The sequence below is a fragment of the Dyella tabacisoli genome (genome assembly GCF_003350925.1).
Lineage (GTDB): Bacteria > Pseudomonadota > Gammaproteobacteria > Xanthomonadales > Rhodanobacteraceae > Dyella_C > Dyella_C tabacisoli.
The window spans coordinates 1-17,438 of the sequence record NZ_KZ857173.1 but is presented as its reverse complement, the minus strand read 5'-3'; the positions used below and the strand labels follow the sequence as shown (position 1 = coordinate 17,438).

General features: G+C 61.0%; 12 protein-coding genes. 1 reads left to right on the top strand and 11 read right to left on the bottom strand.

Annotation, left to right across the window (positions count from 1 at the left end):
• Positions 1–3 precede the first annotated feature (3 nt).
• The 8 genes from DVJ77_RS00070 to DVJ77_RS00035 all read right to left on the bottom strand — a co-directional run bounded on the left by DVJ77_RS00070 (position 4) and on the right by DVJ77_RS00035 (position 9,193).
• Positions 4–699, bottom strand: coding sequence for a CIS tube protein (locus tag DVJ77_RS00070; protein ID WP_114843449.1), 696 nt, complete (start codon positions 697–699; stop codon positions 4–6).
• A gap of 10 nt (positions 700–709) precedes the next feature.
• Positions 710–916 (bottom strand): hypothetical protein, encoded by a 207-nt coding sequence (locus DVJ77_RS00065; RefSeq protein WP_114843448.1) that lies wholly within the window; start codon positions 914–916, stop codon positions 710–712.
• A gap of 59 nt (positions 917–975) precedes the next feature.
• Complete coding sequence (locus DVJ77_RS00060; RefSeq protein WP_114843447.1) at positions 976–1,506, bottom strand: phage tail protein; 531 nt, start codon at positions 1,504–1,506, stop codon at positions 976–978.
• Positions 1,506–3,497 (bottom strand): phage tail sheath family protein, encoded by a 1,992-nt coding sequence (locus tag DVJ77_RS00055; protein WP_114843446.1) that lies wholly within the window; start codon positions 3,495–3,497, stop codon positions 1,506–1,508. Before DVJ77_RS00055 ends, DVJ77_RS00060 begins: the two co-directional genes overlap by 1 nt.
• Before the next feature lie 3 nt (positions 3,498–3,500).
• Positions 3,501–3,947, bottom strand: a complete 447-nt coding sequence (locus DVJ77_RS00050) for a phage tail protein (protein ID WP_114843445.1) — start codon at positions 3,945–3,947, stop codon at positions 3,501–3,503.
• Between the two features lie 10 nt (positions 3,948–3,957).
• Positions 3,958–5,136, bottom strand: coding sequence for a phage tail sheath family protein (locus DVJ77_RS21655; protein WP_425480309.1), 1,179 nt, complete (start codon positions 5,134–5,136; stop codon positions 3,958–3,960).
• Positions 5,137–7,187: 2,051 nt separating this feature from the next.
• A complete protein-coding gene (locus tag DVJ77_RS00040) occupies positions 7,188–8,579 on the bottom strand; it encodes a peptidase associated/transthyretin-like domain-containing protein (RefSeq protein ID WP_114843443.1) in 1,392 nt (463 codons plus the stop codon).
• Positions 8,576–9,193: a Pvc16 family protein gene (locus tag DVJ77_RS00035; protein ID WP_114843442.1), complete on the bottom strand. Its 618-nt coding sequence runs from the start codon at positions 9,191–9,193 to the stop codon at positions 8,576–8,578. Before DVJ77_RS00035 ends, DVJ77_RS00040 begins: the two co-directional genes overlap by 4 nt.
• 1,386 nt (positions 9,194–10,579) lie before the next feature.
• On the opposite strand from DVJ77_RS00035, the gene DVJ77_RS00020 reads away from it, so the two are divergent.
• The gene (locus DVJ77_RS00020; protein ID WP_114843440.1) at positions 10,580–11,977 is read left to right on the top strand and encodes a neprosin family prolyl endopeptidase; all 1,398 of its coding nucleotides are present in this window, start codon (positions 10,580–10,582) and stop codon (positions 11,975–11,977) included.
• A 188-nt stretch (positions 11,978–12,165) separates the two neighbouring features.
• Here the strand turns inward: DVJ77_RS00020 and DVJ77_RS00015 are convergent, their stop codons facing one another.
• The 3 genes from DVJ77_RS00015 to DVJ77_RS00005 form a co-directional block, all read right to left on the bottom strand.
• Positions 12,166–13,137 (bottom strand): sigma 54-interacting transcriptional regulator, encoded by a 972-nt coding sequence (locus tag DVJ77_RS00015; RefSeq protein WP_114843439.1) that lies wholly within the window; start codon positions 13,135–13,137, stop codon positions 12,166–12,168.
• 361 nt (positions 13,138–13,498) lie between these two features.
• Positions 13,499–13,705, bottom strand: coding sequence for an MbtH family protein (locus DVJ77_RS00010; protein WP_114843438.1), 207 nt, complete (start codon positions 13,703–13,705; stop codon positions 13,499–13,501).
• Positions 13,706–13,766: 61 nt separating this feature from the next.
• Positions 13,767–17,438, bottom strand: a 3,672-nt coding sequence (locus DVJ77_RS00005) for a non-ribosomal peptide synthetase (protein WP_114843437.1), incomplete at its 5' end; no start/stop codon positions are given.

The following is a 17,438-nucleotide window of genomic DNA, read 5'->3' as shown; positions in this document are numbered from 1 at the left end:
GGCTCAGTTCAGTTTTGGAATGCGTAGAAAAACGCCGGCACCGAGCCTGCGCGGGTCTTCGATGCTGTTGGCGGTCGCGATGGCCCGCCATGCATCGGGCTTGTGGTAGTACTGCCAGGAGATGCCGCACAAGCGGTCGCCGCGACGGGTGACGTGGCTATGGCTGCGGTCCGGCGAACTGAGATTGAGTTGCGCCAGTTGCTGATCCAGGGTTTTGTATTCGCGCAGGACCAAGGTCAGGGTCGCGCGCAGCGGCGTGCCGTCGGGAGCAAACAAGGTGAACTTCTGTTTGATGCTCTCGACGACGCACTGGAATTCGTTGCGGCGTTGATTGCCTGCGCCGGACAAGATATCGGCGCCGGGAAAGTTGCTGTTCCAGATAAACGTGCAGATCGGCGGCGCATGCCCCGCCGGTTCGATCTTTATCAGCGAATAGACCTTATCGGTCAGCGTGGTGACGCTGGTTGCGCCGTCGCCCATGCCGTGATCGGTGGTGTCGCAGAACAATTCCACGGTGAGCTTTTCGTTCTGGCCGCGCACGAATTGCAGCAACGGCGAATCCAGGCCGGGAATATTGATCTCGGCAATCTGCGCGCTCTTGTCCAGCGAGAAATCGGTGGGGTTGAACGGCACTTCGAAGGCGTCCATCGACCCATCGCTATAGGTCGCGATCAACATGGCTTTTTGCAGTTGTTCCATGCGCTGACCCTCAGTCGCCGTGACTTTCGGCATCGCGTTCGGCACTTACTCCGCCGGTGACGCGACGTTCTTCCTCGCTGCGTTTCTGGTGCGCGTGGCTATCGCGAACGGCCGTACTCACCGCGTGCACCAGACGCTGCATGGCCTGCGCGGAAAGCGGCAGCTCGCTATCCACCGTATGCACCGTGCTCGACACTTCACCAATCTCGACGCTCATGACTTACCTCGTTGGGTTTGCCGTAACGCTTTATTCGATCGCACTTATCTCGCTGTCATTCAGCCGACTAATCCGGCAATAGCGCCGATGGCGCCGCTGATCGTGCCCAGCCCGCCCACCTGATAAAGGCCTTCATGGGCAATCTCGATGGCTTCGATGGCGACGTTGTTTTGCGTGGCGTTGAGGGCCGGCCCGGTGTATTTGATCGGCAGGCCGCGGGTGAAGTACCAGATGCAACGGGTGCTTCGCTGTTCGTCCAGCAAGGTAATCATGCCGTCCCGGCGCTTGCCTTCGCCGATGGCGAAGCCGTAGTGCCAATCCCATAGTTCGGTACTGTTTGCCAGCCCGCGCTTCAAGGTGAGATTGCTCCAGGTCACCCGCGTGGGAAATTTGAGCAGTCCGCCGTTGCGGCCGCCTTCTTTGTATTCTTCGGGCGCCATCGCCATATCGATGCCGGTGCATTCGCTGAAGCCGCCGACGGCGCTGTCCAGGACCTTGGACGCAATGGTTCCAATCACCGACAGCAGGCTGCTGGTGTCGATCAGGCTAATCAAAAAATTGTGGTTGAGCAGGGGGTCGGTGCGGCTCATTACGCATGTCCTCCCGGCTGGCCGGTATCGGTGATGTCGAACTCGTTGCCGACCCGGCCCACGCGCAGAACGACGAACTCGAAGGGGATCGCCGGTGCGATGCCGACTTCGACGATTAGCTGACCGTCATCGCGGATAGCCGGCGGGTTGTTGTCTTCGTTGCAGATGACATAAAAGGCGGACCGAGCCGCGTTGCCGGCGAGCGCGCCGCGTTGCCACAGAATCAACAGAAAACTGGTGATCGCCAGATGCAGTTTGCTGCGGGTGACGATGTCGTTGGGCTCGAACACGGCCCACTGGCAACTCTGCTTAAGCGCCTTGGCGATCATGCTGATAAGGCGGCGCACGTTGATATAGATCCAGTCCGGGTCGCTGGACAAGGTGCGTGCGCCGAAAATGCGCAGGCCACGGCCGGGGAAGGCGCGCAGCACGTCGATATGCTCGTCGTTGAGCAGGCCGTGGGTCACCGTATCGACAGGCTGAGTCAGGTCTTGCAGCCAGATCAACTCGCCATTGGCGGGCGCTTTGTGTACGCCTGCGGCGATATCGGTGGCGGCGCAAAAACCCGCTACATGGCCGCTGGCCGGAATATCGCGCGAGCGTACGGTAGGTAAAAACAAAGGATCGACGACGCGCGCCCAGGGGTAATACAGCGCGGCGAAAGGCGAATCGAAACGCTGCCGCCATGCGCGCACGGCGGCGATACCTAAGCGCGGATCGCGCACGCAATCGTAGGGTGCGTCGAGCAAGGCGAAGCGATCGCGCAATGTCTCGCATTGCTGCACCATCGCGGCCTGCACTTGATAAACCGCCGCGTCGCTGAAGCGCGGCGGCAGATCGGCATCCACCGACACACGCATGGCATCGGGCGGTGGCGGCTGCGGCAGGCACGGATCGGGAATGCACGGCGGCAAGGGCTGATAAAGCGGCGGCTGCTCCGGTTGAATATGGATGTCGGGAATCGCCAGCAGCGCGACTTCGGAAATCGCCGCCAAGGCCGCGAGCCCGCGGGTTTTGTCGCGCCGCACGGCATCGTCGTCGGCGAGGTCCACCGGCTCGCCGATAAAGTCGCGCACCGTCAGTTGATTCAGGCCATCGACGCCACCGCCAAGCAGCGAACCCACGGCGGCATCCGCCAGCGGCTGCATGGCGTCGATCTGCGCCGGTGTACGCAGTTCGACAATGCAAAGCGTTGGCGGCGTATCCGGGAGTTTCCAGTCGCGCGGATCGGGCGGCGGCGCCGGCAGTGGCGCAAGCACCTGTGGGCCATAGCGAGGGTGATCCGGTAGCAACGACAAGCCCTCATAGGTGGCCAGCAGGCGCGCACCATCGAAAACCAGCACGGTGTATTCCACGCTTTCCAGCAAGGGCGTGCTGTTGGGGTCCAGGCCGGTCAACGGTTGTTGCGCGTCGCTGCGGCCGCGTGGATCGGGATCGACCCAGTACAGCCGATGCGCGGGTGCATCGACGGCAGCGACCATGCGGTACACCGCCAGGCCCGGCTTGATCGGTATCCGCACGTGAGTGCCGCGTTGAAACCCGGCCACACTGGTCACCCGCGCGTATTCCGGGGTCGATTGCAGCGGGTCCATCAAGGTTTGCACGCGGTGCGTCGCCCGCAGCGCTACCCGCAGCGTGTTGCCCCATCCGCCCGGACTGATCGCACGAATGCTCCAGGCCGGCTGTGCCGCCTGATTGGTCAGATCGAACGCGGCAGTGTCGGCCCACGACGAGGCGATGCGCACGATCCATGCGCGGCGGCCACCGTTCTCGAAGAACGCACGCACGGCATAGGCCAGATAACCACCGCCGATACAGTCGCCGAAGTAGGCTTGAAACTGTCGCCACGATTGCACCGGCATCGGTATATGCAAGGGGCCGCGCGCCGCCATGCCGACGAAGCCGGCGATGTCGGTGCGCAACGGCGACACCGACGCCGCGTCACTATCGACGCGTTCGTAGTAAACGCCGGGGGTGGCATAAGCGGCCATGTATTAACTGCCCGGCTCGATAATCAGGCCTTCGTGCACCAGCTCGACCGATTCGATCGCCACCTCGTTGCCGCTGGCTTTGAAACTGGGGCCTTCGATCTTGTTGATCCACACGTTTTCGGCGTGCCAGCGCAGTACCGGGGTGCGTGCTTCATTCATCAGCACGATGGTGACGTTGCGCCGATCCGGTACGCCGTTGCGTATTTTGATATACCAATCCCATAGCGAGGTGTCCTGCGTGTAGCCGCGCTTGAGCGTGATATTGGCGTATTTGCGCAAGCCGACCAGCTTGCGCACATTCGATTGCTTGTCGCTGCCTTCGCGGTAATCGACCGCATCGCCCTCGGCGGTGAGTCCGCTGGCTTCGCTGAAGCCACCGAGGGGAATGCCGTCGATCTGCAATAGAAAATTAAAGGCGCGGTACGGATCTCTACGTTCGGCGGTAGCCATGCTTTACTCCTCAGTCAGTCGCGGTCGCGGTCCACAGGCCAATCCGTACGATCACGAATTCCGCCGGTTTCACCGGAGCTACCCCGATCAGGCAGATCAAGCGGCCGTTGTCGATGTCGGTCTGCGTCATCGTGGTGCGGTCGCAGCGCACAAAGAAGGCTTCCTCGACCTTGGTGCCTTCCAGCGCACCGCTGCGCCAGACCTGGGTCAGGAAGTTGCTGATCGAGCGACGCACCTGCGCCCATAGCGGTTCGGCGTTGGGTTCAAACACCACCCATTGCAGTCCACGGTTAAGCGATGACTCGATGAAAATCAGCAGGCGCCGCACGTTGACGTATTTCCAATCGGGATCGCTGGTGATGACCCGTGCGCCATAGACGCGCAACCCGCGACTGTCGCCGCGAAAGTCGCGGATGACATTGATGTTCACCGGATAGGGATTGAGGATGTCTTGCTCACCCTTGTGCAGGCGCCGCCGCAATCCGGTAATGCCGCGCACGATTTCGTTGGCCGGGGCCTTGTGCACGCCGCGCTCGTTGTCCACGCGCGCATACACGCCGATCACGTGTCCACTGGGCGGCACCGGATAATCGGCGATGCTGCTCAGATTGACGGGGTAGGGGTTGGGTATGACCAGCCAGGGGTGATAGATGGCGGCGTACTTGCTGTCGAACTGCTGGCGCAAGGTCTGCACGTCGGTGAGCTGGTCATCGGGCGGTGGCGGGCCGTCGAGCACGGCGAAGCGATACAGCATGTTTTCGCAATGCGCGATCACCGCCCCCTGCAGCGCCGCACCGGTACGGCCCGGCGCAGCGACGATGCTGATTTCCTCTTCGTTGCGCAGGCTGTACAAGCCCGTGCGCAGCTCCGGCTCGACGTCGTCTTGGCCGATATACGTAGTGTCGTTGACCGTTGCCACGGCATCGTCGCCACCGGTCAGCGAGAGTCGTGCCGGTTGCTTGGCGCCGCTGGGCAGGGTGTCGGTCAACGGTGTCGGCCCCAGGCGCACGGCTTGCTTCTTGCTCAAGTCGCTTTGCTCGTCGCGGATGCGGATCAGCCAGGATTCGCCCTCGGAGCGGCGGTCGCTCTTGCGCAGCGGCTGGCCGTCGTCGTCCAGTGGCGGCGCCGCGCCGATGACCCAGGTGGTACCGATCACCTTGTGCACGTAACGGCTATGCCGCGGGTCCATCGACAGATAGGGAAACGCCTCGACCGTCAGTATCGTTTCGCTACGCGTGGGGACGGCCGGATCGGGTTGGCGCAGCAAATACACATTGAGCTGAAACTCTTGCGAGACCACGCGGTCGGCCACGGCGGCCGTGCCTGGCAATGGCGTGGCGGCATCCAGGGTAATCAGCGAATCGCTCTGGCGATCGACCTTGATGACCTTGTGCGTGGACAACGTGTGCCCAGCGGCGTCGACGCGCAGCAATACCGTGCCCGCCTCGATGCCGTTAGCCGATATCAGCCGCAGATGCTGGTTGTCCTGAATCGAGCGGATGCTGGTCTTGGCCAGAGGCGGGTCGTTGTCGATCACCGCAACACGCAACCGGTTGCCCCAGGCGCCTTGATCGAGCGCGCGCACGGTCAATAGCGGCGTGCGCGCTATGACTTGCTCGCCGGCGGCGTGCATCAGATTGAGCGGCGCATTCAAGGTCACCGGCTGCGCATTGAGTGCGGCGGGGGCGGCGCTCAGGGTATGGAAGTACTGATCGCCGCTGGCACTGATGCGCAGGACACTGGTAGCCGAAAGCCCGCTGAAGTCCGAGATGATGAGCGTGGCATCGCCGCTGGCGGCCGCCATCGATAGCGTTGCCGCAGGCGTCGTAGTGCGTGTCACTACTTGTGCGCGCACCTGGGTGGTGGTTGCCCATGCGCGTTGTAGCGGGGCGCTCAGCGTAACCACGCCGGGATCGACGCCGCCTAGATGATTGGCGATGGCAGCGACTTCGATCAATTCGTGCAAGGGATCAGCCGCGAGGCCGATGCGCAACACATCGCTGACCGACAAGCCCTGGCGTTTGTCCAGGGTCAGCGTGGTATCGCCTGCCGCGGCGGCGACGGTGACGCTGCGATTACCGTAGATGTCGTCGGCGACCGTGCATTCCTCGACCACCGCACCGGCAAGATAGGGTGCATAAGCTGGCGTGGCGAGCGGCAGGCTGCCGAGATGGCCGATGCGCCGCAGCTCGGTGTGGCTGCCATCGGTGATGCGAACCAGATCGCCAGCCGTCAGGAAGTTGCCCGGCGCGGCCACGAACAACAAGGAGCTGCCTGCGCTTACCGAGTTACCGGGAGCAGCTAGCGTGGTGATGTCGGCCGCCGCTGCCGGTGGGTCGGGGACAAAGGCATTGAGTACATCGATCTTGTCGGCCGGGTTGCCGCCCGAGTGCGTGAAACTGGCGGGTGTGCTCAGCATCACTTCGAAACGGCCGCTGCCCGCCGGCGTCGCCGCGCCACTGGCATAAAGCAATTCTTCGTCACCGTTGGCGATCGTGCCCAGACGGATCAGGGTGCCAGCGGCGATGCCGGTGCCGCTATCGATGGTGATGGCGGTGCCGCCGGGCACCACGGCAACCAGCAGCTTGGGCGACGATGCCGCGACCAGGGCGGCCGGGAAATGATCGACCGTGACGGCCGCCGCTGCATTGTCGTAGCTGTAATGCAATGGCAGGCGCAAAGCCACGCTATTGGGTGTGCTGGCGGGAGCGAGCACAGTGCGGAATTCGGCACTGGAGCCATCGCCGATCTGTACCCAGGTGGGTGGCACGGTGAGATTCAGGCCGGTATTGCTCAGCACATAAATCGTGCTGCTGGGCGGCGATGCGCTGACTCCCGTCAACAGGCGCGTGGAGACGGCCGCCGCCGTGCCGCGGTCGAACAGCTTGGTGTCGGCGAAAACCGCGCTGGCGGTTTCCAGCACCCGCGAGACGAACAGGCGTTGGCCGCCATTGGTGAAAAAGCCTTCCACCGCATGTGGCAAGTAACAGGTTTCGCCAGGGAAGAGCGCCGGGTCCAGGCGTTCGCCGAACCAGTACGCATAGTCGCCGTAGCTGGTTACCAGCACCGGTACGTTGACCGGTCCACGCTCAGTCATGCCCAGCATGCCTGCGGTGCTAGTGCTCACCCCTTCGATGGGTTTGGAGCCGGTGTCGATCTCTTCAATGTAGACGGCAGGCGCGAGATATTCAGGCATTGCTGTTCTCCCTTAGCCAAGCGAGGTTGGTCAAGTGATGTCGGTCAGGCGAAGACGATGTCGATCCAGTTTTCACTTTGCGTGTAGTCGGGTTGTACGGTGAGACTCATCAGCGGCAGCACGCCTGACTTGGCCTGCAATTGCAGGGCGGCCAGGCGATGCAGCGGCGGAAATCGGAAATAGCCGTCGGCGTCGCTTATCGCGTTCAACAAGCTCACGCGCTGGTATTCCGCTACGCCGATGCCAAGTTCGGCCCAGCCGCTGGCGGTGAGGCCGGTCAAGCCATCGAGCAGAACGCAGCGATCCCCGGCCGCCGCCGCATCGCGCAACGTCGCGCTCGCCGTGGCGGCCATCGGCTGTAAAACCTGGATCCCGGCGTTCACGCCATGCACGACTTGCGTGGGCATGCTCAGCGTGGCGCTGACGGGTTCAACCGCGCTGCCAACGGCTGGGATGCTTTGCACGGGCAATGCCTCGGCAGCGTCGCCCTGCACGGCATCCAGCCACAGCACGCGCCCGGCACTGACGCCTACACGATCGGTCAGCGACAAGGCTGTCGCTCCGGCCGCGCAGGCTGCGGCGAGGTTTTTTTCAGTGCCCGGCACGGGCGATAGCGGCAGGGCTTGCAGCGATGTGCCGCTGCCATGCGCGAGATAAATACCCGGCGCGCACGCCAGCGCAAACTGGCGTAGCGCGGGGTTGGGATCGGTCATTGCGCCGGGCTGCATCGCGCGCAACGCGGGCAGGCTGCGCCAGAAATCGGTGAGCTTGATCGTCGCGCCGGCCAATGGGGTAATCGTCTGCGTGGCATCGTCCCGGCGATAGGTGCGTCCGCGCAATACGGTGGGCGCGCGCCGCAGCGGAGCATCGCTTAGCACGGTAGTGGCGTACTCGTCGGCTACCACGACATCGCCTACCGCATGCGCAAATTGCGTGGGCGCACCCAGCGTGACTTGTTGCGCGCCAGGGCCTAACGCCGCGATGCGGGTGGCTTCCTCGGTGGCGCCGGTGGGGCCGAACCACAGCGTCTGTCCGCTGAAAAGCCCGGCGGTGCTATTCAACGTGACTTGCGTGGCGCCGGCAGCCACCGCCGGTGCGGCGACATGTCTGCGCAAATCGAGTAAGTGCGCTTCCCAGGTGTAGCTGAGGTAATGGCTGGCTATCGCAGTGAGGTGCAGAGAAAGCGCGCCGGTGTCGAACATCGAGAAACGCTGCCAGGGCAGCGCAACCAGGGCGAACGTACCGTCGGCGCCACTCACCACCGACAAGCCCGGCTCCTGCACCTGGATCGTTACCGGCACCGTGGGCGCCGCTCCCGTAAGCTCGTCCACCACGCGGCCACTGGCGATGGCCCAGGGATGCGCACGCACCGGTACCGGCGCGTCGAACGCAACCTGGTATTGATAACTGCCGACCGTGACGGTTTCGTAGGTCATGCGGTACTCACGATCAGGCCCGCACGCGGAATCACTTCCAGCACTGGTTCGATCGGCTCCGGCGCTTGTGCGGCGTCGATGTTGACGACGCTCACTTCATAGGACACCGAGAGTTGGTAAGACCCCTCCAAGGCATCCCATACGCGGGTCAGCTCTTCCAGGCACAACGATTCCAGCCGCACATGAAGTTCGGCGGTGGTGCCGCTCAACTCTTGTTGCAAGTCGGCGCCTTGCATCACCGCATGGCTATGCAGGCACTGCATGACCTTGCCCATCAGATACTGCTCGGTATCCGGGTCGCCTTTGTTGGCGCGTGAGGTCAGTGGGGTTACCAGATAGTGCAGGCGCAGCGGCAGCGGCGGCGCCTTCAATGTATGCGGGCCGGTGCGCAGCGGCGGATCGTTGAGGCGTTGATCGTCGCGCACCACGCGATAAAGCCACAGCGAAATACCCTCCTGGGTGTTCTCCTCCATTTCCTTGGGCGTATTGAGCACAACGGCCATCGAGCGTTGGCGATAAGGCGCACCAGGGGCATATAGAAAGTTATCGGCAACGATTTGATCGCCGAGAAATTTCTGCAAGGTCGCGCTGGTCGCATGCAATGCCTGATACATCCACAACGTCCTTTTATTGACTTGATCGTTCCGAGGTGAGCGTTCTTAAGTCAGCGTTCTTGATGTAATGCCGTGTAAAGCACGCCGCCATCGGGCAGCGATGTGCGCCGCATCTGTTGTGTTGTCACCAATGCCTCTAACACTTCCTCAAGCAGTCGCGAGACATCAGGCGTAACGGAGATAAGCAGCCAACAGCGCTGTATGCCTTCCAGCGTGTCGGATGCATCCGGGTGCCCTGCGATATGACGGAGAACCGCAGCGCGCAGGCTTGCTTTCCTCGTGGCGTCGTCATCGCAAGCCATCGGTGCACTTCCGCCCTATCTCATCGACGTAATGCCTACTTGCTCTCAGAGGCAAATGGCGTGCCAGTACGGTGAGTTAATTAAGCTGTTGATATTGCTTGATTTAAATAATCACCCAAAAGGCGGGGTGGGTTCGCCCCGCCTCACTGCGGGCGATATAAAACGCATCAAAGCAGCGAAAACGCACTGATAGGGGTGGGGGCAGCGGCACCCAGGGGGTGGGTGTCATCAAGCGCAAGCGGGGCGGGCGGTCGCACAGGTGGTGCCGGCATCGGTCGTTCCAGGGATGGCCCGATCTATTGGGGATAAAATAGCCGTCCATATGGCCGTGAGGAAACTTCGGCATGGTTGCGAGAAATGGCGATTTGAGCGGCCGTTTCTCATGATCGAACCACTGATCTGCCTCTGATTAAGCCATTTCCCGCTTCACAGACGCACCTCGCCTGTCGAGGCTGGCAAGGTTCAACGTGCCAGCCACAGGTTCGAGGGCGCGAACAAGGGTTGCACCTGCGCGCCGTCAGCTCGCCCAGCCTCTCATCGGTGATCGCCTTGATCGCGCTGCGCTTCCAACAGGTGCCTGAATTTGCACACCGTGGTCTCACCCGGCGCCGGCTCGCGCCCCAGATCGATGCCCACAAACCAGCGCACACAGGGAAAATCAGAGTTTCCCTAATGATCGGGAATGGTTACATGGTCAACTAATATTTCATGAAAATGATTATTTATATTCACATAATTAAATATATTAGTCTCAATTTTCTATTTCGTGACAGCGTATTCATTTTCTATTTGCCAGTGCGCATTTTTGCAGGCATATGCCTTATGGACGATTGACTCGATGGTATGCATGATTAATTATCATAAAGCTTGGCTTGTGGTTTTCATTTTTCTTGGGAGTTCGGGCCTCACGATACTATCTTGCGGCATCGTAAGTTGCCGAGGGTGCGTTTATGCGCGCCTGGTTCGCGACCCAATGACGCAAGCCGGCGCTCCTGGCATTCAGCTATTTTATCGGCTAGGTCAGGTTGGTTGATGGATTTACGACTAGATTATCTTTTCTTTGTTTAAACGGAGGATTTTTGTCGTGAAAAGCACAATCAATTACCAACTACGCTCGTGTAACGAGCGGCTGCCATGGGTATTGGGAGCTTTGTTTGCGCTTGCTGGAAGTTTTCCGCTGGCGGCGCAAGCGAATCAAACGCAGTTTGTTTCGTTCCAGCAGTTTATGGAAAACACCCACTCGTCCCATGCGACGAATTTTGTGCTGGATGGCAACAATAAAGTGAAGAGCGAGGCGGCTTTCGAAGACATGCGGCAGCATGTTCTTCATGTCTATGAAGGGGTGCAGGTCCAGCAGAGTTTCGTTCTGGGCGGCGATTATTTCGACTGCGTACCGATGCTGCAACAGCCAGGCGCACGCCAGGGCGGCTTGAAAGCCATTGCCGCACCACCGCCGGTCCCAACGACATTTCCGTCAGTCCGTATCGGCGGTAATGATGGCACTGGCCTCAAGCAACCGCAGGCAGTCACCTCGCAATTGGCGGCCAACGAGAAGATCGACGAATACGGGCATTCCCGCATCTGCAGCGAGGGCACCATCCCTATGCGTCGGATAACGCTGAAGGAGCTGTCCCGCTTCCCCACATTGAGGGATTACTTCCAGAAGGCACCGGACGGAGCGGAACACGTCCCCAGTAAGACGGTGTATCCACCTAGCGCGGTCGCGCACAAGTACGCCTATACATATCAGTACGTCAACAACACGGGGCAGACTGACACGATCAATCTGTGGTCTCCTTACGTGGATACGGGGCTTGGAGAAATTTTCTCCCTGGCGCAGTCATGGACGATCGCCTATACCCCGGTGCTGCAAACCGCCGAAGTGGGCTGGCAGAACTACCCCGGCTTGTACGGGAATCAGAGTGCCCGGCTTTTCATCTACTGGACCGCGGACGGCTACGGGAGCACCGGGTGCTACAACTTGAGCTGTGGCGCGTTTGTGCAGGTGAACGGTAGTTGGTTCATCGGCGGCCCGTTTGCGAACTACAGTACGGTGGGTGGAGCGCAGTACGAGTTCACCGCGCAGTTCTACCTGTTTCAGGGCAACTGGTGGCTGGGGCTTGGCAGCCCGAGCGGCATCACCTGGGTGGGCTATTACCCCGGCTCGATCTACGGAAGCGGTCCGATGCGCACCAATGCCCAGCTCCTCGAGTTTGGCAGCGAGTCGGTGGGATCGAATCCCTGGCCGCCGGAAGGCAGCGGCTATTACGCCAGCAACGGATGGTCCTATGCAGCCTATCAGCGCCAGCTTTATTACTGGGACTACCCCAATGCCAATGCCATCTGGGACAGCCTAACCGTGGCCCAGCCCTCGCCTAGCTGCTACACCATCGCCGGCCCGTACTGGGGTGGCTATACGCCGCCCACCAATTACTGGGGCACTTACTTCTACTTCGGTGGACCTGGCGGTTACGGCTGTTAGCAGTTGTTGCTGTGTGCTATGAAACCACTCCCGCGTGGCGCCCGGAGCGAACGGCGTCACGCGGGAACCGATTGCCGCGCAGGCCACTTGGAAATCTCAGGGGCACTAATAGTGGCCAAGTTCCCAGAGCCGCAGTTAGGGCACGCGGGGATTCGGCATGTGACTGGCGGTTTCGGGATCGGACCGATCTAAAGAAGTCGAGCAGGCTCCGAATTCGCCGGTATCGATGCGTCGATACAGTATTTTTTCAGCAAGCGTCCAAGGTGACGGCGCTCGGTGCCGATCAGGCGGGCGGCGGCCGATACATTGCCGCCGGCATGAAGCATGGCTTGACGTAAAAAATGTGTCTCGAATTCGGTAATAGCGCGATCCTTCGCACAGCGATAGTTCAAGAGTATTTCTCTCGCGCTGGTTTCCACCGGTTGCAACCCCGCGGGTGCGGCCATGTGCACGCAAGGGCCGTCACTGAGCAAAAAGCCCTGATAAACCAGGTTTTCCAGTTCACGAATATTTCCCGGCCAGCCATAACACTTGAACCAGCGTAGGGTTTGCGTATCGATCGGCCGAACGCATTTTCCAAAACGCACGCTGCCGATTTGCACGAAATGCTCGGCCAATAGTTCGGCATCATCCTCGCGCTCGCGTAAAGGCGGCATATGCAAATGAAGAATGCGTAGCCGATAAAGCAGATCCATGCGGAAATGATCTTGCGCCTCAAGATCGCAGAGTTTGCGATTGGTCGCCGCAACGATACGGACGTCCGAACGACGCTCGGCGCAGCCGCCCACCGGTCGAAACTGCTGGTCTTGCAGAAAGCGCAACAAGGCCACTTGTGCTTTGCACGACAGTGCATCCACCTCATCGAGAAACAAGGTGCCCTTGTGCGCCAGTTCGACTACGCCGGGTTTATCGGTGCGTGCATCGGTAAATGCACCACGGCAATAACCGAACAATTCGCTCTCGACCAGGCTGTCGGGCAGGGCGCCGCAATTGAGTGGAACAAAAGGGCCGTTTCGACGCTGTCCTTGATAATGAATCGCACGCGCCGCGAGTTCTTTACCCGTGCCGGTTTCACCCTCGATAAATACGGGTGCGTCATATGCGGTGATTTTCTCGATAAGCGCCAACATCTCCCTGAAAGCACGCGACCTTCCGATCATGTCATCGCCTCCATTGTCCCCCCTCGACGTCCCCATGCTCCGACATCCATATGACCGGGATGGGACCGCAAACATACTCCACACGAGCCTGAAATCTCAGCGGTAGGGGTGGTTTGCCTGGGCGACTTGGAAAGCGCGGTGAAGTCGGGAGGCATCCATGTCTGTGCCGGCGAAGTCCGTCGTCAGTCAGGGTGAGGAAATAAAATGATGTTATTCAATGTATTGCCGTGCATTTCTAACCGAGTTGAAATGGATGCAGTCAATCTGAAGGCAGGAGATGGGTACATCTATATAGACGGCGATGGCCCACCAAAGGTGGGCCATCGAATATCGATACGGCCTGTGTAACGTAAGCGGCCGCTTACTGCTCCATCGCCACCAAGCTGGCGGGACGCATATCGGTCCAGTACTTCTCGACGTAGTCAAGGCAAGCTTGACGCTGCTCTGGGCCGAACATGGTTTTCCAGCCTGCCGGGATCTCGGCGAATTGCGGCCATAGCGAATGCTGTTTCTCGTCGTTGACCAGGACCAGGAAAGTGCCGTTGGTATCTTCGAAGGGATTGCTCATGACTTTTCTCCAGGTAAGTGATTGCGGGGTTCAAGTTTTTCGGCAGCGGTTTGCATTAGATTCAAGAGCGACATACCTCCCGGTCTTCGGCTAGCAGGTCTGACAGCAACGGGCCGATATGCCGCACCGCTTGCGGGTTCATCATGTTGCCGTGGGTGCTGTCGATCGGGTGCACGACGATCTCGTCTACAAAGTCCTGCCAGTCCTCCGGCATGGAGTTGCTGCCGTCGCGCTCCTGTGTGGCCATGAATAACGTTACCGGGCCGGCGAAGTATCCGGCGCGATGGTTTTGCTGTACCTGGCAATTGTTTTGGTAAATGGAAGCTAATACTTCCAATTGCCGCTCGGATAGCGACGACCATGCACTTTCGCGCAGCAGGTCGCGGACTTTTTCGTACGAGAAGGGTTCTTGCAGGTAGGACTCCGGCACGTGCCCATACACTTCTTTAAGGATTTGCGCATATAGCGCCGTAGGGTCGGCTGCCCTCGCCGCAGGGGCGTCGGTAGCCAGTGACGGATAGCTGTCAAATAGCACCAGTTGGGCGATATCCGCTTGCTCTCGCTGCAAGCGTGTAGCCACCGCATGGGCGATATTTCCGCCTAGCGACCATCCGAGCAGGTGATACGGGCCTTCTGGATCGATACGTCGAATCTGCGCGACATAATCCTCGACCATCGCCTCCATGTCGGCGGGCAACTGTTTGTCTCCATCTGCGTAGCCGCGCGCCTGCACCGCATAGACGGGGTGGTCGGCGCTGATATAGCGCATCAGAGCGGCATACGGCCAGCTCAGCCCCAGGGCTGGATGGAAGAAGAACAACGGCGACCGCTTGCCGCCGGCACGCAATGGGAAGATCACTTCGAAGGCGTTGCTGGCCTCCTCGCTATCGCCGTTGACCATGCGCTTGGCCAGGGCTGCGACAGTAGGCGCCTCGAACATGGCGCGGATGCTTATCTCGACGCCGTGCTCTCTGCGGATACGGCCGACCAACTGACTTGCCAGCAGCGAGTGACCGCCGAGGTCGAAGAAGCTGTCATCGACACCGACGCGGTCCAGCCCCAATACCTCAGTGAATAGCTGGCACAGCATCACTTCTTGTGCCGTGCTGGGCAGACGCATACTGGTCGGCGTGAAATCGGGCGCGGGCAGCGCCTTGCGATCCAGCTTGCCGTTCGGGCTGAGCGGGAGGGCATCGAGCCTGACGAAGGCGGCCGGGACCATGTAGTCGGGCAATCGGGTGCTTAGTTGCGTGCGCAACGCAGCGACATCGATGTGCGCGGCGACCACATAGGCGACCACTTGCTTTTGATCGGAACCCGTCGCGCGTGCGATCACCGTATTCAACGGGTAGCCGGCCTGGGTCAGTGCCGCTTCGATTTCACCCAGCTCGATACGGAAGCCGCGGATCTTCACTTGATGGTCGATGCGGCCTTGATACTCCAGTTGACCATCAGCCCGCCAACAGGCCAGATCGCCGGAGCGATACATGCGCTGGCCAGGTGTAAATGGGTTGGCGACAAAGCGTTCGGCGGTCAGGCCGGGGCGGTTGAGATAGCCACGGGCCAGACCGGTGCCGGCGATATACAACTCGCCCACCACGCCGATCGGCAAGGGCCGCAAGTGCTCGTCGAGCACGTGCAACTGGGTGTTCCAGATCGGCGCGCCGATCGGCACTGAGACGCCAGTATCGTTGTCCTGGCAGGCCCAGGCGCTGACATCGATGGACGCCTCGGTGGGGCCGTAGAGATTATGCAGCGGTCGATCCAGCACCTCGCGCACGCGCTGGCGCAACGCGCCGGGAAGGGCTTCGCCGCTGCAAAGTATCCGCCGCAAGCCGGTGCAGTCGGCGCTAGTGGGCTCCTGCAGAAACGCTTCCAGCATCGAAGGGACGAAGTGGAGCGTGGTCACCGCTTGTTCGCGAATCAACGCGGTCAGATAGGCCGGGTCGCGATGCCCTTCGGGTTTGGCCAGCAGCAACTGCGCGCCTTCAAGTAGCGGCCAGAAGAACTCCCATACCGAGACATCGAAGCTGGACGGGGTTTTCTGCAAGACCACGTCGTCGTGCTGCAAGCCGTAGGCGTGCTGCATCCAGGCCAGGCGATTGACCAGGCCTTCGTGGGTATTGGGTACGCCCTTGGGTCGGCCGGTGGAGCCGGAGGTGTAGATGACGTAGGCCGGATGTAGACGCTGCAACGGACGCAGGCGTTCGGTATCGGCGGGGTTGTGGGTCGGTGCGTGTTGCAGGCGCGCGATGGTGTCGGGGTGGTCGAGCGACAACAACGGTGCGGTGTGCGGCAAGCGGGTCGCGATATCGGCACGGGTAAGTACGCAGGCCGGCCGCGCATCATCGAGCATGAAGGCGAGGCGCTCGGCGGGGTAGTCGGTATCCAGTGGCAGATAGGCGCCGCCGGCCTTGAGTACGGCGAGCAAGGCGACGATCAGGTCGAGCGAGCGCGGCAAGGCGACGGCGACCAGGGTCTCGGGGCCGACACCCTGGTCGATCAAGGCATGGGCCAGACGGTTGGCTTGCGCGTTGAGCTGGGTGTAGCTGAGGCGCTGATTTTCGAGAGCTTGATCCTCGAAGACGGCGGCAATGGCGTCGGGCGTGCGCGCGACCTGCTGCTCGAACAGGGTCGGTAGTGTGAGCGCGGGGATCGGTTGCGCGGTGTTGTTCCAGGCGAGTAGCTGCTGATGTTCGGCATCGTCCAGCAGATCGATAGCGCCGATCGGTTGAGCAGGATCGGTGGCGACTGTTGCGAGCAGTCGTCGCAGGCGGTCGATAAGCGTTTGCGCGGCATCGGTACTGAACAGATCAAGGGCAAATTCAAGATTTCCATACAGACCGCCAGGGGTTCCATCTTCCAGCAGCCACTCGGAGAAATCGAAGCTGAGGTCGAATTTGGCGACGGTCAGCGGGGTAGCTTGCTGGGTGCATTGCAGGCCAGGCAGTTGCAGCGACGCGCTGGCGTTGTTCTGCAGCACCAGCATCACCTGGAACAACGGGTGATGGGCCAGCGAACGGGTGGGATTGAGTACTTCCACCAGTTGCTCGAACGGCAAGTCCTGATGCTCGTAAGCGGCCAGATCGGTCTCGCGTACACGCGCCAGCAAGGCCTCGAAACTGGGATTGCCCGAGGTGTCGGTACGCAGCACCAGCGTGTTGAGAAACAGGCCGACCAGATCGTCCAGCGCTGCATCGGTGCGGCCGGCGATGGGACTGCCGATCGGGATATCCGTACCCGCACCCAGGCGAGTCAGCAAGGTCGCCAGTGCCGCTTGCAGCAGCATGAACAGGGTCACGCCGTGGCGCTGGGCCAGGGTCAACAGTTGCCGATGCAACGCGGCGTCGATATCGAAACGCAGATGCTGGCCGCGATAGCTGGCGACCGGCGGACGGGGGCGGTCGGTAGGCAGGGCGATCTGCTCGGGCAGTTCGGCCAGAGTCTGTTGCCAATACGCAATCTGCCGGGCAATCACGCTGTCGGCATCGGACGCCTCGCCCAGCACATCGTGCTGCCATAGCGTGTAGTCGGCGTATTGCACCGGCAGCGGTGTCCAGTGCGGCGCGTATCCATCGAGGCGGGCCGCATAGGCCTGGGCCAGATCGCGGGCCAACGGGGCCAAGGAGGCACCGTCGCCGGCGATGTGATGCAGCATCAGCAACAGCACGTGGCTTTGCGGGCCCAGCCGGAACAATTGCGCGCGCAGCGGAATGTCATGCGCCAGATCGAA